Origin of the sequence: Streptomyces sp. CRCS-T-1 (genome assembly GCF_024442335.1) — a bacterium.
Lineage (GTDB): Bacteria > Actinomycetota > Actinomycetes > Streptomycetales > Streptomycetaceae > Streptomyces > Streptomyces koelreuteriae.
In genome coordinates, this window is record NZ_CP101651.1 from 7,759,255 (window position 1) to 7,774,954 (window position 15,700).

Here is a 15,700-nt window from a genome sequence, read left to right on the forward strand (position 1 = left end):
TACGGATTGAGTTACGTACGGATCATGCGGGTCGGGCTAGTCACCCGGACGGGTTGTCACGGACAGCATCGTCCCGTCACCCGGCAGCGTGAGGGGACCGGTGCTCAACTCGGTCGCCAGGCGCACGGAGCCGTGCAGCGGATCGCCCTCGGCCGGCACGCGCCGCGCGTGGGGGAGCCGCCGCGCCAGTTCCTCGTCCAGGGGCCCGAGGAGCGGCTCGCCCAGCTTGAACAGCCCGCCGGTGACGGCGACACGGGGCTCGCCGCCGGAGGGGCACACGGCTGCCGCGGAGTCGGCCATGTGCCGTGCGGCCCCGCGCAGGATGTCCGCCGCGACGGGGTCCCCGTCCGCGCGGGCGGCCACGTGGGGCGCGAAGGAGGCGAGGACGGCGGGCCGGTCCGGCCGCGGATACAACCGGCCGGGCAGCCCGGCCACGGGTCCGAACACCTCCTCGGCGCTCGCCAGCAGCCGGGCCGAGCCGCCCTCTCGCCCGTCATGGGCGCGCAGCGCGGCCTCGAGACCGGCCCGCCCGATCCAGGCACCGCCCCCGCAGTCGCCGAGCAGATGCCCCCAGCCGTCCGCACGACGCCAGCCGACCAGGTCGGTGCCGATCGCGATCAGCCCCGTACCGCCGGCGATCACGGCGCCGGGACACGGCCCGAGGGCGCCCACGTACGCCGTCACGGCGTCGGCGGCCAGCGCGACCCTGCGTACGCCCAGCTCCCGGGCCAGGGCTCCCGGCAGTTCGGCGCGCAGCGCCTCGCCCAGGGAGGCGAGCCCGGCGGCCCCGACGGCGACGGCGGTCAACCGCAGCGGACCGGCCTGCGTGGTCAGCGCACGCACCAAGGGCATGAGCTGTGCCATGAAGTGCTCGGGGTCGATGCCCCGGTCGCCCGTGCGGACCGGCTCCGCCGACTCCCGTCGGGCCAGCGGCCCCTGCTCGGCGGTTCCCACCACCGCACGGAGCCCGGACCCGCCGGAGTCCACGGCGAGAAACCCGGTTCCCTCCGGCGCCCCGGTCACCCCAGTCGCCGGCTCACCGGCCGGCCACCTCGGCGGAGTGGCTTGATCGTCGGACGCCATGGGATCCCCTGACCTCGATGAGGAGGAAGGGTAGCCCCGAGGGCGGCGTCCGGGCGTGAGGGTTTGCGTGCTTGTGCGGGGACCCGGGGTGTGCCAGTAGGGTGACGCGCTGTGGCACCACGACCCTTGCATGAACTTGTCGAAGCAGGCTGGGCGAAGGCTCTGGAACCTGTGTCCGAACGTATCGCCGCGATGGGGGACTTCCTGCGGGCCGAGATAGCGGCCGGCCGGACCTATCTCCCGGCCGGGGCGAACGTCCTGCGGGCCTTCCAGCAGCCCTTCGACGACGTCCGCGTCCTCATCGTCGGCCAGGACCCCTATCCCACACCGGGGATGGCCATCGGACTGAGTTTCGCGGTGGCGCCCGAGGTGCGGTCCCTGCCGGGCAGCCTGGAGAACATCTTCCGGGAAATGCACACGGACCTGGGGCTGCCCCGGCCGTCCAACGGCGATCTGACGCCGTGGTCGCAGCAAGGGGTGCTGCTCCTCAACCGGGCGCTCACCACCGCCCCGCGCAAGCCCGCCGCCCATCGGGGCAAGGGTTGGGAAGAGGTCACCGAGCAGGCGATCCGGGCCCTGGTGGACCGTGGCAAGCCGCTGGTGTCGATCCTGTGGGGGCGTGACGCGCGCAATCTGCGGCCGCTTCTGCGAGACCTTCCGGCGATCGAGTCCGCCCATCCCTCGCCGATGTCGGCGGACCGCGGCTTCTTCGGTTCGCGTCCGTTCAGCCGGGCCAACGATCTGCTGACGCGGCAGGGGAGCGCCCCGGTGGAGTGGCGCCTGCCGTAAGGCGGGCCTGTGCGGGGCGCTTGCACTCGTGTTCATATCGGGCTGTCACACTTTGGTGGTACGTCAAACTACTTCCAGAATGGACACTTGATCACCAGTGATATTCCTCCGCCGCACGGCCCAGGGAGCATCATGACGCGCAGATGGTCGCTCATCACCACGATCGCCGTACTGACCGTCGCCCTGGCCTTCGTCGTCACTCAACTGGTGCGGGGCCAGGAATCAGGGGAGTCCAAGAAACAGCGGTCGGCGCCGAGTACGGGCACCGAGTCGCTGCGCGGCGTCGGATGGTGGCCCCTGCACCGGTCCGGCACCGCGAAGGCCGGTGAGGCCGACGCCGTGGTCAGCGGCGACGTGGAGTGGACCGACGAGGGTCCCGAGGGCGGCGCCCTGCGGCTGGACGGCAACGGATACGTGGACGCCAGTTCCCCGGTCGACACCACCGGCGCGGACTACTCGGTCGCCGCCCGGGTGCGGCTCACCTCCACGAACGGCTTCCACACCGCCGTCTCCCAGGACGGCCTCGGGATCAGCACGTTCTTCCTCCAGTACTCCGGCCAGGACGAGAACTTCGCGTTCAGCTTCCCCGGTGCCCGCACCGTCGCGGAGAACACCGAGCGTCCGCAGACCGACCGCTGGTACCACCTCACCGGCACGTACAGCGAGAAGGACCACCGGATGCGGGTCTACGTGGACGGCAGACTCGCGGGGAGCAGAGAGGCCTCCAGCAAGGAGAAGCCGACCGGCGACGTGGTGATCGGACGCGGCAAGATCGGCGGGGAGGCCGCCGACCACTGGAACGGCGACATCTCCGACGTGCACGTCTACGACCGGGAACTGACGCCCGGTGAGGTGCGCTCGCTGTCCGCCCGCGAACCGGCCTGACATCCGCGTACCGCACTGACGGGGCATCGGCGCCCCTCCCCCTACGAGGGGCGCCGGCCCCCGGACGATGCGCCCCGGCCGCCGGAACGACGGCGGTACCGGGGCGCGTTCACCGTCGCCTCCCCACAGGCGACAGGAGAGGAAAAGGCCCTTGTCGGCCAGCACTTCGACCGAATCCTCGACCGAAGACCGAACGACCCGTCCCCCCACCGAGCAACTCCGCCCCGAGGAGTTCCTCAGATCCTTCTACCGGGTCCACGGCCGGGCCCTGCTGCAGTTCGCCGCACGGCGGCTGCAGGGCGACTGGCACCGCGCCGAGGACGTCCTCCAGGAGGTCGCGATCCGCGCCTGGCGCCACGCCGGGGAACTCGACCCGACCACCGACGCGGCGAGACCGTGGCTGTTCACCGTGCTGCGCAACCTCGTCATCGACGATCTCCGGGCCCGCCAGGCCAGACCGGCGGAGACCGGCGACCCGGAACTGGCCCACCCGACGGTGTCCGACGACGTCGATCGCATGCTCACCTCCCAGGTGCTCCTGGAGGCGCTGTGGGATCTGCGGCCGCCGCAGCGCGAGGTGTTGATGCACGTGCACTACCTGGGGCGCAGCGTCAACCAGACGGCCAGGGTCCTCGGCGTCCCGCCGGGCACGGTCAAGTCGCGGACGTTCTACGCCTCCCGCGCCCTGCGGGAGGCGCTGTACAGCCGCGGGCTGTACGCGGACGGCCGCTACCGCGACGCCGGCTGAGACTCGGCGAGGCGTCCCACGTGCCGGGTGATGTCCAGGCCGAGCGGGCCGGTGTCGAGCGATCCGCCCGCGCCGGCCCGCCAGCGCCACCCGGCGGGCGCGTCGCCGAGCACCAGCAGCGCGTCCCCGCGCCGGAGGCCGTCCAGCGCGCCCTCCCGCCGCGGGAGTTGTGAGGCGTCCACCACGAACAGGTGCGGCGCCTCGCCCTGGACGGCGATCCGGCTGCTGCCCTCGATCAGCCGGAAGATCTGGGTGACATCGGCCGATCCGGGCTCCGGCCGCACCGGCCCCGCCGCGGCCGCCACGGCGAAGGCCTCCTCCAGGCTGGCCGCGGTGTGCAGCCGCGAGGCCTGCGGTACGTCGTCGGCGACGAGCCCCTCGCCCGCCACCGATCCCACCAGGGTGACCTCGGCGAGAGCCCCCACCGGGCCCGCGAGCGCCTCGGTGACGACGGCCCGCGCCAGACTGCGCACCTCCTCGTCGGGGCCCGCCACGGAGACGGGGCCCGAGGCCCGGGAGAGGTCGACCAGCACCCGGTCGGCGCCGTCCAGCCCCACCGTCACCGTCAGCGCGTAGGGCAGGGCCGGTTCGCCCTCCGGGCCGGGGCGGCGCAGGGCGTCGGTCGAGACCGTCCAGCGCTCGCCGTCCGCCTCGGCGGTCCAGGGCGCGGGGGCGTTCTCCTCCGCGCCGGCCAGCAGCAGCCCCAGCCGCTCCTCGGAGCAGACGACGGCGTACAGGTCGGGCAGCGAGCGGCCCGAGCGCAGGCACTCGCCCGTCAGCCGGCGCAGGCCCGCGTCGACCACGTCCAGCGCCTCCCGCCCCTCGAGTGCCGCCGAGGGGGCGACGGGCTTCGGCGGGCGGGACTGCCGCTCGGTGACGACCAGCGCGGCCACCGCTCCGATCAGCGCCAGCCCCAGCACCACGGCCAGGACGTACCACCAGATCATTTTCTGACTCCTTGTCGGGACCCGGCGCAGGAGCCGGGAGGGTCGAAAGCGGGGGAGGGGCGGGGCGGCACAGCGGCGGAGTCGCGGAGCCGAGCACCCCAAGGCGTCTACGGGGCCCACCGGCAGACGGTTCACGGGCGTCTGCGTGAACCGTCTGCCGGTGGGCCCCGTAGGTCCCGTCAGTGGCGCGACAGCTGCCGAGCACGGCTCCCGCGCCCCCGCAAACACGCTGGCTGGAGGACGTTTCGTGTCGTTGATGTTGACCGTGGTCGATGGGGAGAGTGACGCGTTCGACGTCCATCTCGACGCCGACCCCGACACGCCCGTGGGCGGCGTCGCGCAGGCTCTGGCCGGGGCCGGCGGCGTCCCGGCACCGGAAGGCCTCGGCCTGTACGTCGGCGACCGGCTGCTGCCCGCGGATCTGCCGCTGCGCGACGCGCCGCTCCACCACGCGGCCGTCGTGGGCCTGGGCCGCCCGGCCGGTACCTCGACGGCGGAACCGGACGGACTGGCGGAGGTCCGCGCGGTCGGCGGGACCGGGGCGGGCGCGGTGCACCGGCTCGACATCGGCGAGTACCGCATCGGGCTGGCCCGTGACGGGGCCGCCCAGGTGCTGCGCACCGCACCGGAGCGTCCGCTCGCCGTCCTGACGGTGGGGCCCGGCGGACGCTGCCGTGTGGCGCCCGACCCGTCCGCGCCGGACGTCGGCACCCTGCAACTGGACCGCGAGGACCTCGCCGAGGCCACCGCCTGGCCGCCCGGCGCGCAGCTCCTCGCCGGCGGCAGCCTGCTCGAACTCGCCCTCCCGCAGCGGCCGGACGCGGCCGTGGAGCCGTCGGAGGACGGCACCGGCTGGGACTACAACCGGCCGCCGCGGCTGCGGCCGAGCGAGAACGCCACCCGCTTCTCCCTGCCCTCCCCGCCCGGCCAGCCCGCCGCCCGGCCCCTCCCATGGGTCGCCGCGGCCGCCCCGCTGGTGATGGCGGTGGCCGGAGCGCTGGTGCTCGGCCATATGACGATGCTGCTGTTCGGGCTGCTCTCCCCGGTCGTGATCCTCGGCAACTACCTGATGAGCCGGCGGGGCGGACGCCAGTCCCACGCCGACGCCGTCGCCGCCTACGAGGAGAAGAAGACGCGCATCGAGGGCGACGCGGCGAAGGCCCTGGCGGACGAACGCACCGCCCGGCGCCGGGGCTTCCCCGACCCCGCCGAGGTCGTCCTGACCGCCGTCGGCCCCCGGCACCGTCTGTGGGAACGCCGCACCTTTGACGCCGACTTCCTGGAACTGCGCGTCGGAACCGCCGACCTGCCCTCGGACGTGGTGCTCCAGGACCCGACCAAGGACGAGCACCGCCGCCAGGACCCGTGGACCGCGTACGACGTCCCGGTGACCGTCGCGCTGCGTGAGCACGACGTCCTCGGCATCGCCGGCGAGGGCTCGGCCGCGCGCTCCGTGGCACGGTGGGCAGTCGCCCAGGCCGCCGTCCTGCACAGCCCCCGTGACCTTCAGATCCATCTGCTGACGACCGGCGGCCCGGGCCGCGACGGCTGGTCCTGGCTGCGCTGGCTGCCGCATGTGCGGAAGAAGTCCGGCGACACCCCGGCCAGCATCGGCTACGGCACCGAGACCTGCGCCCGCCGGGTCGCCGAACTGACCGCGCTGGTCGCCGAGCGCGCCGGACGGGAGGACCGCCGGAGCCGGTCCGCCGGACCCGATGTGCTCGTCGTCCTCGACGGAGCCCGCAGGCTGCGTTCGCTGCCGGGCGTGGCGCAGATCCTGCGCGACGGACCCTCCGTCGGCGTCCGCGCGGTCTGCCTGGACGCCGAGGAGCGGCTGCTGCCCGAGGAGTGCCACGCCGTCGTCGTCGAGGAGCCCGGCGGCACCGTACGGGTGGGACGCTCCGGGAGGGGCACCGTCGGCGGTGTACGGCCCGACGCGGTGTCCCTGGACTGGTGCCGCTCGCTGGCCCGCGCGATGGGCCCGCTGCGCGACCCGGGCGGGGACGAGGAGGAGGCCGCGGTGCTCCCCGGTTCCGCGCGACTGCTCGACGTCCTCGCCCTCGACCCGCCGCGGGCCGCCGGCATCCGGGCGCGCTGGAGTGCCGGGGGCCGCTCGACCCGGGCGGCCGTCGGCGTCTCCCTGGACGGCCCGTTCCACCTGGACCTGCGCCGCGACGGCCCGCACGGGCTGGTCGCCGGCACCACCGGCTCCGGCAAGTCCGAACTCCTCCAGACCCTGGTCGCCTCGCTCGCGGTGGCGAACCGTCCGGACGCGATGACGTTCGTCCTCGTCGACTACAAGGGCGGCTCCGCGTTCAAGGACTGCGTGGACCTGCCGCACACCGTCGGCATGGTCACCGACCTCGACGCCCACCTCGTCGAGCGGGCCCTGGTCTCGCTGACGGCGGAACTCACCCGGCGCGAGCACATCCTCGCCGCCGCCGGTGCCAAGGACATCGAGGACTACGTCGAGTCGCTGGAGCGCGACCCGGCGGGCCACCCCCCGATGCCCCGGCTGCTCATCGTCATCGACGAGTTCGCCTCGATGGTGCGCGACCTGCCGGACTTCGTGAAGGGCCTCGTCAACATCGCGCAGCGGGGCCGCAGCCTCGGCATCCACCTGATCCTGGCGACACAGCGCCCCAGCGGCGTCGTCTCCTCGGAGATCCGCGCCAACACCAACCTGCGCATCGCGCTGCGGGTGACGGACTCCGGCGAGAGCCAGGACGTCATCAACTCCACCGAAGCCGCCGGGATCTCGCAGCGCAACCCCGGCCGCGCCTACGTGCGGCTCGGCCAGAACTCCCTCGTGCCGTTCCAGTCCGGACGGGTCGGCGGCCGACGGCCCGGCGCCACGACGACCTCGCTGCCGGCGCCCTGGGCGGTGGCGGTCGGCTGGGAGCGGCTCGGCGAGCCCCTCCCGCCGAGGCCCCGGGCCGCGGCCGCTCCCGCCGAGGCGGAGACCGACCTCACCGGACTCGTCGAGGCGATCCGCGACGCGGACCGGGAGATGGGCATCCCCGCGCAGCACAGCCCCTGGCTGCCCCCGCTGCCCGAGAAGCTGGTCACCGGCGAACTGCCGCCCGCCCCGGACTCGGACTACGACCTGGCGCCCGTCGCGTACGGCGTGGTGGACCTGCCCGCCCAGCAGGCCCGGCAGCCCCTGGTGATCGACCCGGCGACGCTCGGACACCTGCACATCGTCGGCTCGCCCCGGCAGGGCCGCTCGCAGACCCTGCGCACTATCGCCGGCATGCTGGCCCAGGCCCACACCCCGGCGCAGCTGCACCTGTACGGCATCGACTGCGGCAACGGCGCGCTGCTGGCCATGGAGGGGCTGCCGCACGTCGGAGCCGTCACCCAGCGCACCCAGCCGGACCGGGTGGCCCGGCTGCTCGCCCGGCTCACGGGGGAGCTCGCCCGGCGCCAGGAGATGCTCGCCGCCCGCGGCAGCGCCGACCTGACGGAACTGAGGCGTGCGCTGCCCGAGGACGAACGGCCCCCGCACATCGTGCTGTTCATCGACCGCTGGGAGGTCTTCGACAAGCAGCTCGGCGAGTACGACTCGGGGAACCTGCTGTCCGGGGTGCAGAACCTGCTCCGGGACGGCGCGAGCGTCGGCATCCACCTGGTGATGACCGGCGACCGGGCGCTGTTCTCCAGCCGGGTCGGCAACTCCACCGAGGACAAGCTCGTACTGAAGCTGAACGACAAGTCCGAGTACGGCATGATCGGCGTCACCCAGCGGAAGGTGCCCGACGAGATCCCGCCGGGCCGGGCCCTGCGCGCCGCCGACAAGGCGGAGGTGCAGATCGCGCTGCTCACGGATGACCCCGGGGGCCAGGCGCAGGCCGCGGCCCTCCAGCGGATCGCCGGGCAGTGCCGTGAGCGGTCGGCTCACCTGCCCGCCGCCACCCGGCCGTTCCGCGTCGACACCCTGCCGGACCGGCTCACCTGGGAGGAGGCGGCCGGCTACGCGCCGCAGCCGTGGCCGCACTCGCGCTGGGCGCTGGCCGGCGTCGGCGGCGACGAACTGACCGCCTTCGGGCCGGACTTCTCGATGACGCCGACCTTCCTGGTGGCGGGCCCGGCCCGGTCCGGTCGCAGCACGGTCCTGTCGACGGTCGCGCTGTCGCTGCTCGCGTCGGGCACCCCGGTCGTGATCGGCGCCCCCGTCCGCTCGCCGCTGCGCGATCTCGCCGGACGGCCGGGTGTGCTCGCGGTGTTCGACGAGTCCGACATCGCCCCGACGGCGCTGGAGGAGGCGCTCTCCACGGCCCCGGACGGTGCGGTGGTGCTCCTCGACGACGCCGACCTGCTGCTGAAGACGAAGGCGGAGCCCGTCCTCACGCAGATCGCCAAGTCCGGTGCCGAGAGCGGCCGGGGCCTGGTGATCGCCGGCCAGACCGACCGGCTCTCCTCCGGCTTCTCCGGCTGGCACACCGAGGCCCGCCGCAACCGGTACGGGCTGCTGCTGAAGCCGCAGAACATGAGCGACGGCGAACTGATCGGCGTGAAGGTACCCCGCAGCCGACTGGGCGCGGCCCGCCCGGGCCGGGCGATCCTGCACCTGGGCGACGGGGTGCTGCGGACCGTGCAGGTGCCGGAGACGGTCATCCCGCCGACCGGGGGCTGAGGCCCCACGGGTCCCACAGGTCCCACTGCGGAGGGCTCCCGCCCCGGCGACGGCCGGGACGGGAGCCCTCGCTATTTGGGCTTGTTGGGGAAGATCACGTTGTTCACGAGAGCCCCGGTCTTATGGTGGGTGAACTGGAATCCATTGTTCCCGCGGACGCTCAGGCTTATATCTGACGGGACGGAGTTACTCCCCTTGTATATGGGTGTCACCTTGTATTCAATCTTTTCTCCGGCGTCAACAGCCTTGCGTATCGCGTTCTCATAGTGCACATGGACCGGTGCGTTCGTATTGCGGTGCATGGTGACGAAGTTCAGCGTGCTCTTGTTCGAGCCGCCGATCTGGGCGCCGAGCAGATGACCGCGATTGAGATTCTTGCCCGACTGCCAGCCCGGCGGCTCGGACGTGGGACGGGGCCTGGTCTTGCCGCCCGTCATGCCCTGGTCGAGTTTGGCAATTACTCCCCGCGGGCGATTCTTCACGTCGAGTTTTGAGTACTTGACCTTCCCGCCCCAGGTGATGTCCGCCTCATTGCAGGGGGCCAGCCCCAGCGGGTCACTGAATGCCTGCGGATTGTCGACGTACGTCACAGGGTTGGGAGCGGGCGCCAGACCCAGGGGATCCGGTGCCGTGTACCGCCCGCTCTCCGGGTCGTAGTGACGGAAGTAGTTGTAATGGAGGCCGGTTTCGCGGTCCTCGTACTGCCCCGGGAAACGGAAGGGTGTCAGGGCCGTGGCGTCGCGATGATGCGCGGTGGTTCCCCACAGGGTGGTGCGGGAGCGCCAGGCGATGTCGCCGTGTTCGTCGACGAGTTCGGTGGGAGTGCCGACGAGGTCCGTGACCACGGCGAAGAAGCGGGCGTCGTATGCGCCCTGGCCCCTCGGCTTGCGCTCGAGCTGGGTGAGGGGGCGGTGGCCGTCGTGTTCCCAGGTCAGGGTGACGCCGGTGGTGGTGTCGGTCTGTTCGGCGAGGGCGGAACCGTCCCAGGTGAAGTGGACGCCTTCGACGGTGGTCCGGCCGTCCTCGGCCATGCGGTACTTCGCGGTGCGACGCCCCAGCGGGTCGTACGTGTAGTGCCAGCGGTTGCCGTCGGGGGTCGTACAGGCGGTGAGGCGGTCCTCCGCGTCCCATGCGTAGCGCCAGGTGTCGGGCTTCCTCGACGGCCGGCGCTTCTGGCGCAGCACCATGCGGCCCGCGTCGTCGTGCTCGTAGCGCACCGCCCCCGCTTCCCGGATGCGGGTGCCGCTGTAGGTGCGGGAGCCGCGGGCCTCGGCCCCGGGTGCCTTCTCGGGCCAGGTGGCCTCGGTCTGGTTTCCGGCCTGGTCGTAGGCGTACGACTCGGTCCAGCCGTCGCCGGCGACCGACAGCGGGCGGCCGACCGGATCGAGTTCCATGTCCCGGCGCAGGCCCGTCGCGTGGTCCGCGATGCCGATCAGGTGGTTGTCGGCCCGGTAGGTGTAGGACCGTTCACGCAGGGTGCGTCCCGGCGTGATCAGGGAGTGGGAGACCGAACGCCCGGCCATGTCCCAAGCGGTCGTCGCCCTCACAGGGGAGGCCGACGTGCCCCATACACGCGCCAGTTCCCGCCCGAGGACGTCGTGGGTGAAGTCCAGCCGGTGTCCGTCGCAGGTGAGGGCGTCCCGGTTGCCGTTCCCGTCGTAGGTGAGCTCGGTGACGGCGCCGCCAGGGGTGGTGCGGGAGGTGCGGCGGCCGAGGACGTCGTAGGTGAAGCGGGTGGTGCGTCCGTCGACGGTCTCGGCCACGATCCGGCCCAGGAGGTCCCGTTCGAGCTCCAGCGTCGAGGTGGGGGAGGCGGCTCGGACGAGTGCTCCGGCCGAGTCGTACGCGTACGACGTGATCACCCCGGCCGTGTTCTTCTCCACCAGCTCGCCGACGGAGTTGTACCGGAAGGTGATCTCCTGGCCGAGCGGAGTGGTGTGGGAGACGACCCGGCCCACCCCGTCCAGCTCATAGGTGATCTCACGCTCGTCGAAGTCGGACTCCGCGATGACGTTGCCCGCGCCGTCATAGGTGTAGTCCCAGGTCAGGCCTTGCGGGTTGACGACCTGGGTGCGGCGGAGCTCGGCGTCGTAGGCGAAGGTGTGGCGGGCACCGTCGGGCGTGGTCCGAGCCGCCAACTGATCGAAGTGGGTGTACTCGAAGCGGGTGGTGGCGCCCGTGGCGTCGGTGCTGGTGAGGCAGTTGCCCTCGCCGTCCCAGGTCAGGCGCTCACTCCGGCCGTCGGGCGCGGTGCGCTCCGACAGGAGGCCCTCCACGGTCCAGACCGCGCGGGTGATCGCGCCCGCTGGATCGGTGACGGTGGTGGGCCGGCCGAACGCGTCGCGTTCGATCGTCGCCCGGTGTCCGGCCGGGTTGCCGACGGCCAGGGGAAGGCCCGCGCCGTCGACCTCGTAGGCGACCTGCGCGCCGGCCGGGTCGGTGGCCGAGGCGACCGCTCCGCCCCGGTGATGGGTGAAGCGGTTCGTGGCGCCGTCCGGTGCGGTGACGGCCGTGAGGTTGCCCCGCTCGTCGAACTCCTGCCGCCACGTCACCCCGTCGTGGCCCGTCAGCGTGACGGGGAGGTTCAGGCCGTTGTACGTCGCCGTGGACCGGCTGCCGTCCGGGAGCTCGATGGCCGTGGGGTTGTGGGCCCTGTCGTACGCGTAGCGGATCGTGTGGCCGAGGGCGTCGGTGCGGGCGAGGAGGTTGTCGTAGCGGTCCCACTCGGAGGTCGTGGTGTGTCCCAGCGGGTCGGTCTCGGCGGTGACCTGGTGGAGGTCGTTGAGCTGGTAGACGGTCGTGGCGCCGCAGGCGTCGGTGTAGTGCGTCCGGCGCCGGTCGGGGTCGTAGCTCCAGTGCGAGGAGAGGCAGCCCTCGGGGCCGATGGTCTCCGTGACGCGGTTGTCCTCGTCGTAGACGTAGCGGTACGTGGAGTCGTTCCGGTCGGTCCAGGAGGTGATGCGGGACCGGTCGTCGTAGCCGAACACCAGGGACTTGCCCGACGAGTTCACCACGTGCGTGAGGTTCCCGTCCGCGTCATGGCTGTAGGACATGACCTCCACCGGGCCGTCGGGCGTGCTCACCGTCAGACGGGTCAGCAGCCCGGCGAGGCAGTGCACGTCGACCCGGTAGCCGCCGGAGTGGACCAGACCGGTGGGGGTGCCGTCCTCCGTGCGCGAGACGGTGACCTCGTTGCCGTTGCGGTCGTGCCACCCGGTCAGCCAGTACCAGTCGTTCTCGTCGTCGTCGGGACGGTCCGCGAAGGTGCGGACGACGCCCGTGTGGGGATCGGTGATGCGGTAGGTGACCTCCCCCTCGGCGCCGGCAGAGGTCAGCGGGAGGCGGGGGCCTTCCTCGGGCCAGGCCGCGTCGTCCGAACCGGCGGCGGGAAGCCCCGGGTAGGTCAGGATCGAGCCGTCCTCACGGGCCCACAGCACCCGTCCCCGGCCGTCGACTTCGAGGCGCTCGTCCAGGGTGGAGGCCCAGGACGGGCCGAAGAACTGGCCGTAGCGGTACGTCGACAGATGCGTACGCGTGATCACCAGCGGCAGGACGCCGGGCAGCTCCAGATCGGTCTGCGTCAGCAGCATCTCCCCGCTGGCCACATCGACCGGGTCGGTCTTGCAGGTACGGCCGTTCGCGGCCCGGCTGTTGAGGCGGGTGCCGCCCTGCGGATTCCTCATCGAGGCGGGCTTGACTCCCTTGAGAGCCGAACCGATCCCCCCGACGCCCTTGAGGAGCGCGGCCCCGCCCCCGACCAGGCCCACGACGCCGAGCACGATCTCGGCTATGTTCCACTCGCCCGTCTCCGCCATCGTGGAGATGTTGATCCCCAGCGACGCGGCGCCGGCCACGACGCTGCCGATCGTCAGGGCGATGCCCAGCCCCTGCAGGCCGGGCACCAGCAGGGCCAGGACACCCAGGACCGCGCTGATGATGCCGAACGCCGTGCTCAGCGCCTTCTTGATCTTGTCCCACAGGCTGTAGCCCGCGACCGACTCGTCCTTCGCGTCGTCCAGCTTCTGGGCCGCGACGGAGGCGTCCTCCTCGCGCACCTGCCGTGCGTCCTCGGCGAGCATGCGGGCGGCGTCGAGGTCCGCCTGCGCGTCATCGGCCTGCATCCGCGCCGTGGACTGCTTGCTGTGGGCCTCGTCGAGCGCCCGTCGCGTGCTCGCCCGCGCCTCCGCGTCGTCCGGAGGATGTTCGGCCCCGTCCAGCCGGCCGATGTCGGCACCGGCCGCGAGCGCCACCGCGGTCGCCGACGCCAGCCGCTCCTTGGCCTCCCGGCCCTTCTCCAGCGCGTTGTCGGCGTTGCGCTGCTGATCGAGCAGCGACTGGACGTACGTGTCCAGCGCCCCGGCCGCCTGGTCGTACGAGCTGTGCAGCTTGCGCACCTGCTCGGCCAGGTCGCCCAGCTTGTCCCGGAGCTTCTCCATGGACTTGCCCTCGCCCACCTGCCGGTTCTCCAGCCCGGAGACGAGGGGGAGGGCATCGCCGGCGTTGTCCGCCACGGAGCGATAGCTCCTCGCGAGCTGCCCGAGCACCTCCGCATCACCCGGAGTCGGGTCGTCCGAGAACCCGAAGACCGATTCCCACTCGGACACCGCTGGGCGCGCCATGGCCGCGACCTCACTTTCCCTTGTCTGCTTCGCCCAACGGGCCGACACCGGCCGGGTCCTCGAAACGGAACGACTCCGCGATCGCGTCGAAGACCTCGTAGAACTGGTCCGCCAGATCCACGTTGGGAGTGGAACTGGCGAGCACCAGATAGTCCCGGCTGTTCGGCACCGGGATCAGGGTGTGCCGCACCGCGGTGGGCACGGGCGTCCCCTGGTGGTCCACGTCCTCGATCCTGGTGATCCGCCCGGCCGCACCGACGTGCGGCAGTTCCACCAACTCCACCTCGCCGGGGGGCAGTCCGGTGCCCTCCGCCTGGTCGCCGAGCTGCACACCGGCCGCGACGACGAGGTCCGCGAGATCCTCCGACTGATCCTCGGGAACGGAGATCCGGACCACGACCGTCGTCGCGCTGAGCACCAGCGGCCCACTGCCCGCCTTGAGGATCCTGAGCATCCCCGACGCCCGCAGCGCGCCCCGCGCGTGCGCCTCCCGGGCGGTGCGCCGGGTGCTGCGGATCAGCTCCTCCACCTGCTCGCGGGAGAGCCGCGGTGCCTTCTTCACCTGGGACTCGATACGGCGGCGGATCGACGCGTCCCGGGTGCTCGGGTCGAGGTCCAGCTGCCACCAGGAGTCGGGGAACCTCAGCGTGTAGCCCGCGGGCGCGCCTTCGGGCCGCTCCGTGACCGGCTGCGTCATGACGCCCTTCCCTTCCGCACGACGTCTCCTGTCACGCTTGCCTCTTCGATTCGTCCAGCGAGTCGGCGCTGTCCTCGTCCGTCTGCGTGAAGTTCTCGGAGATCACGTCCGCGTTCTCGGAGAACTTCTTCACGTTGTCGTGCACCCGTTCGTGACCCGCGACCCACGCCTTGTCGAACCCGTCGAGAGCCTCCGCGAGCCGGCTGTCGCCGACGAAGCTCTCGAAGTCCTCCCGGTCGCCCGCGGCGTGGAAGAGAGTCGCGCTGTCGCCGATCAGATCCCCGATGTTCTGGAGCTCCCTGGCCGTGTCCTTCAAGTCCTGCACGGGAACGCTGATACGCCCCATCGGCGTCTCCTCTCCTGCTCCGGCCGTCCGGCCCCGCCTCACGGGGAGGGCGCGGGCCGGACGGTGCCGGGTACGTCAGCCGATGGAGCCGGACGTCTGGTCGTCGGTGTCGACGAACGCGTCGGCGACCTGCTTGATGAACTCGCTGACGCCCTGCAGCCCCTCGATCGCCTCCTGGGTGCCGTTCTTGTACTCCTCCCAGAAGGGACGGAACTTGGTCTCGGAGCCCGGCGTCGCGTAGGCCGCCTCGACCATCTCCTCCATCTTGGTGTTGGCCTCGTGGAGGCTCTGCTGCATCAGCTCCTTCTGGTTCTGCAGCCAGGTCGAGGCCTCCTGCATCTCTTCCGGGCTGATCTGGATGTTGCCGCCGGCCATGCCGATGTCCTTCCGTCGCTCCGTGTCGCCGCGGCCGTCGGGCCGCACACACCGGGCTCTACGGGGCACCTGCCGGGGTGGTTCACGCCTCTTGCGAAACGGCGGGGAGGCCCGCGCCGAACGCCCCGTCGAGGGTCCCGGCGGGCAGCACCTTGCTCGAGTTGTGCTCGCGGACGATCCGCCAGCCGTCCGGCGTACGGCGCCAGACCAGCGAGGTCGTGGTGCGCAGGTCCGTGGCGCCGTCGGGCAGGGTGATCCGCGCTGTGAACGTCAGGGTGGACGCGGCCAGTTCCTGGCCCGCGATGACGTGCGGCCCGTCGTCGACGGCGTGGTGCGCGGAGACCATGCCGCGAAAGCCGGGTTCCCAGATCGAGCCGTAGCCGGCGGCTGTCGTCGCCACCCGCTGCTCGGGGTCGAAGTCGTCGTAGAGGCGGACGTCCGGAGAGCCGAAGTCGTAGAACCCGCCGAAGATCCGCCGGAAGTCGAACGGCGGGTCGCCCTCGTCGCGTTCCCAGCCGAACACCCACCGGACGTGCAGGTCCGCGATCACTTGTCCAGGATTCATGACTCGACGC

At 72.3% G+C, this 15,700-nt stretch carries 11 protein-coding genes and 1 pseudogene; 5 read left to right on the forward strand and 7 right to left on the reverse strand.

Annotated elements, in window-relative coordinates; all coding sequences use genetic code 11:
• Window positions 1–36: 36 nt before the first annotated feature.
• Complete coding sequence (locus tag NNW99_RS35100) at window positions 37–1,023, reverse strand: N-acetylglucosamine kinase (RefSeq protein ID WP_251058155.1); 987 nt, start codon at window positions 1,021–1,023, stop codon at window positions 37–39.
• 171 nt (window positions 1,024–1,194) lie between these two features.
• On the opposite strand from NNW99_RS35100, the gene NNW99_RS35105 reads away from it, so the two are divergent.
• From NNW99_RS35105 to NNW99_RS35115, 3 genes are all read left to right on the forward strand, one after another.
• Window positions 1,195–1,872, forward strand: a complete 678-nt coding sequence (locus NNW99_RS35105; RefSeq protein WP_215123196.1) for a uracil-DNA glycosylase — start codon at window positions 1,195–1,197, stop codon at window positions 1,870–1,872.
• 132 nt (window positions 1,873–2,004) lie between these two features.
• Window positions 2,005–2,757 (forward strand): LamG domain-containing protein, encoded by a 753-nt coding sequence (locus NNW99_RS35110; protein WP_215123197.1) that lies wholly within the window; start codon window positions 2,005–2,007, stop codon window positions 2,755–2,757.
• A gap of 151 nt (window positions 2,758–2,908) precedes the next feature.
• Window positions 2,909–3,505, forward strand: coding sequence for a sigma-70 family RNA polymerase sigma factor (locus NNW99_RS35115; protein WP_251058012.1), 597 nt, complete (start codon window positions 2,909–2,911; stop codon window positions 3,503–3,505).
• Here NNW99_RS35115 and NNW99_RS35120 read toward each other — a convergent pair.
• On the reverse strand, window positions 3,487–4,452 hold the full coding sequence (locus tag NNW99_RS35120; RefSeq protein ID WP_251058013.1) for a hypothetical protein: 966 nt from the start codon (window positions 4,450–4,452) through the stop codon (window positions 3,487–3,489). The genes NNW99_RS35115 and NNW99_RS35120 overlap by 19 nt on opposite strands.
• Window positions 4,453–6,427: 1,975 nt before the next feature.
• On the opposite strand from NNW99_RS35120, the pseudogene NNW99_RS39240 reads away from it, so the two are divergent.
• Window positions 6,428–7,087: pseudogene (locus NNW99_RS39240) on the forward strand (FtsK/SpoIIIE domain-containing protein); the annotation flags it as partial.
• On the forward strand, window positions 7,079–9,088 hold the full coding sequence (locus NNW99_RS39245; RefSeq protein WP_370869217.1) for an FtsK/SpoIIIE domain-containing protein: 2,010 nt from the start codon (window positions 7,079–7,081) through the stop codon (window positions 9,086–9,088). The pseudogene NNW99_RS39240 and the gene NNW99_RS39245, both read left to right, overlap by 9 nt.
• 71 nt (window positions 9,089–9,159) lie before the next feature.
• Here the strand turns inward: NNW99_RS39245 and NNW99_RS35130 are convergent, their stop codons facing one another.
• The 5 genes from NNW99_RS35130 to NNW99_RS35150 form a co-directional block, all read right to left on the reverse strand.
• Window positions 9,160–13,707 (reverse strand): DUF6531 domain-containing protein, encoded by a 4,548-nt coding sequence (locus tag NNW99_RS35130; RefSeq protein ID WP_215123200.1) that lies wholly within the window; start codon window positions 13,705–13,707, stop codon window positions 9,160–9,162.
• A gap of 10 nt (window positions 13,708–13,717) precedes the next feature.
• Window positions 13,718–14,404, reverse strand: coding sequence for a hypothetical protein (locus NNW99_RS35135; RefSeq protein WP_215123201.1), 687 nt, complete (start codon window positions 14,402–14,404; stop codon window positions 13,718–13,720).
• A 31-nt stretch (window positions 14,405–14,435) separates the two neighbouring features.
• Window positions 14,436–14,750 (reverse strand): hypothetical protein, encoded by a 315-nt coding sequence (locus tag NNW99_RS35140; RefSeq protein ID WP_215123202.1) that lies wholly within the window; start codon window positions 14,748–14,750, stop codon window positions 14,436–14,438.
• Between the two features lie 75 nt (window positions 14,751–14,825).
• On the reverse strand, window positions 14,826–15,125 hold the full coding sequence (locus tag NNW99_RS35145; RefSeq protein ID WP_215123203.1) for a WXG100 family type VII secretion target: 300 nt from the start codon (window positions 15,123–15,125) through the stop codon (window positions 14,826–14,828).
• A gap of 82 nt (window positions 15,126–15,207) precedes the next feature.
• Entirely contained in the window at window positions 15,208–15,690 is a 483-nt protein-coding gene (locus tag NNW99_RS35150) for a nuclear transport factor 2 family protein (RefSeq protein WP_215123204.1), read from the reverse strand.
• Between the last annotated feature and the right edge of the window lie 10 nt (window positions 15,691–15,700).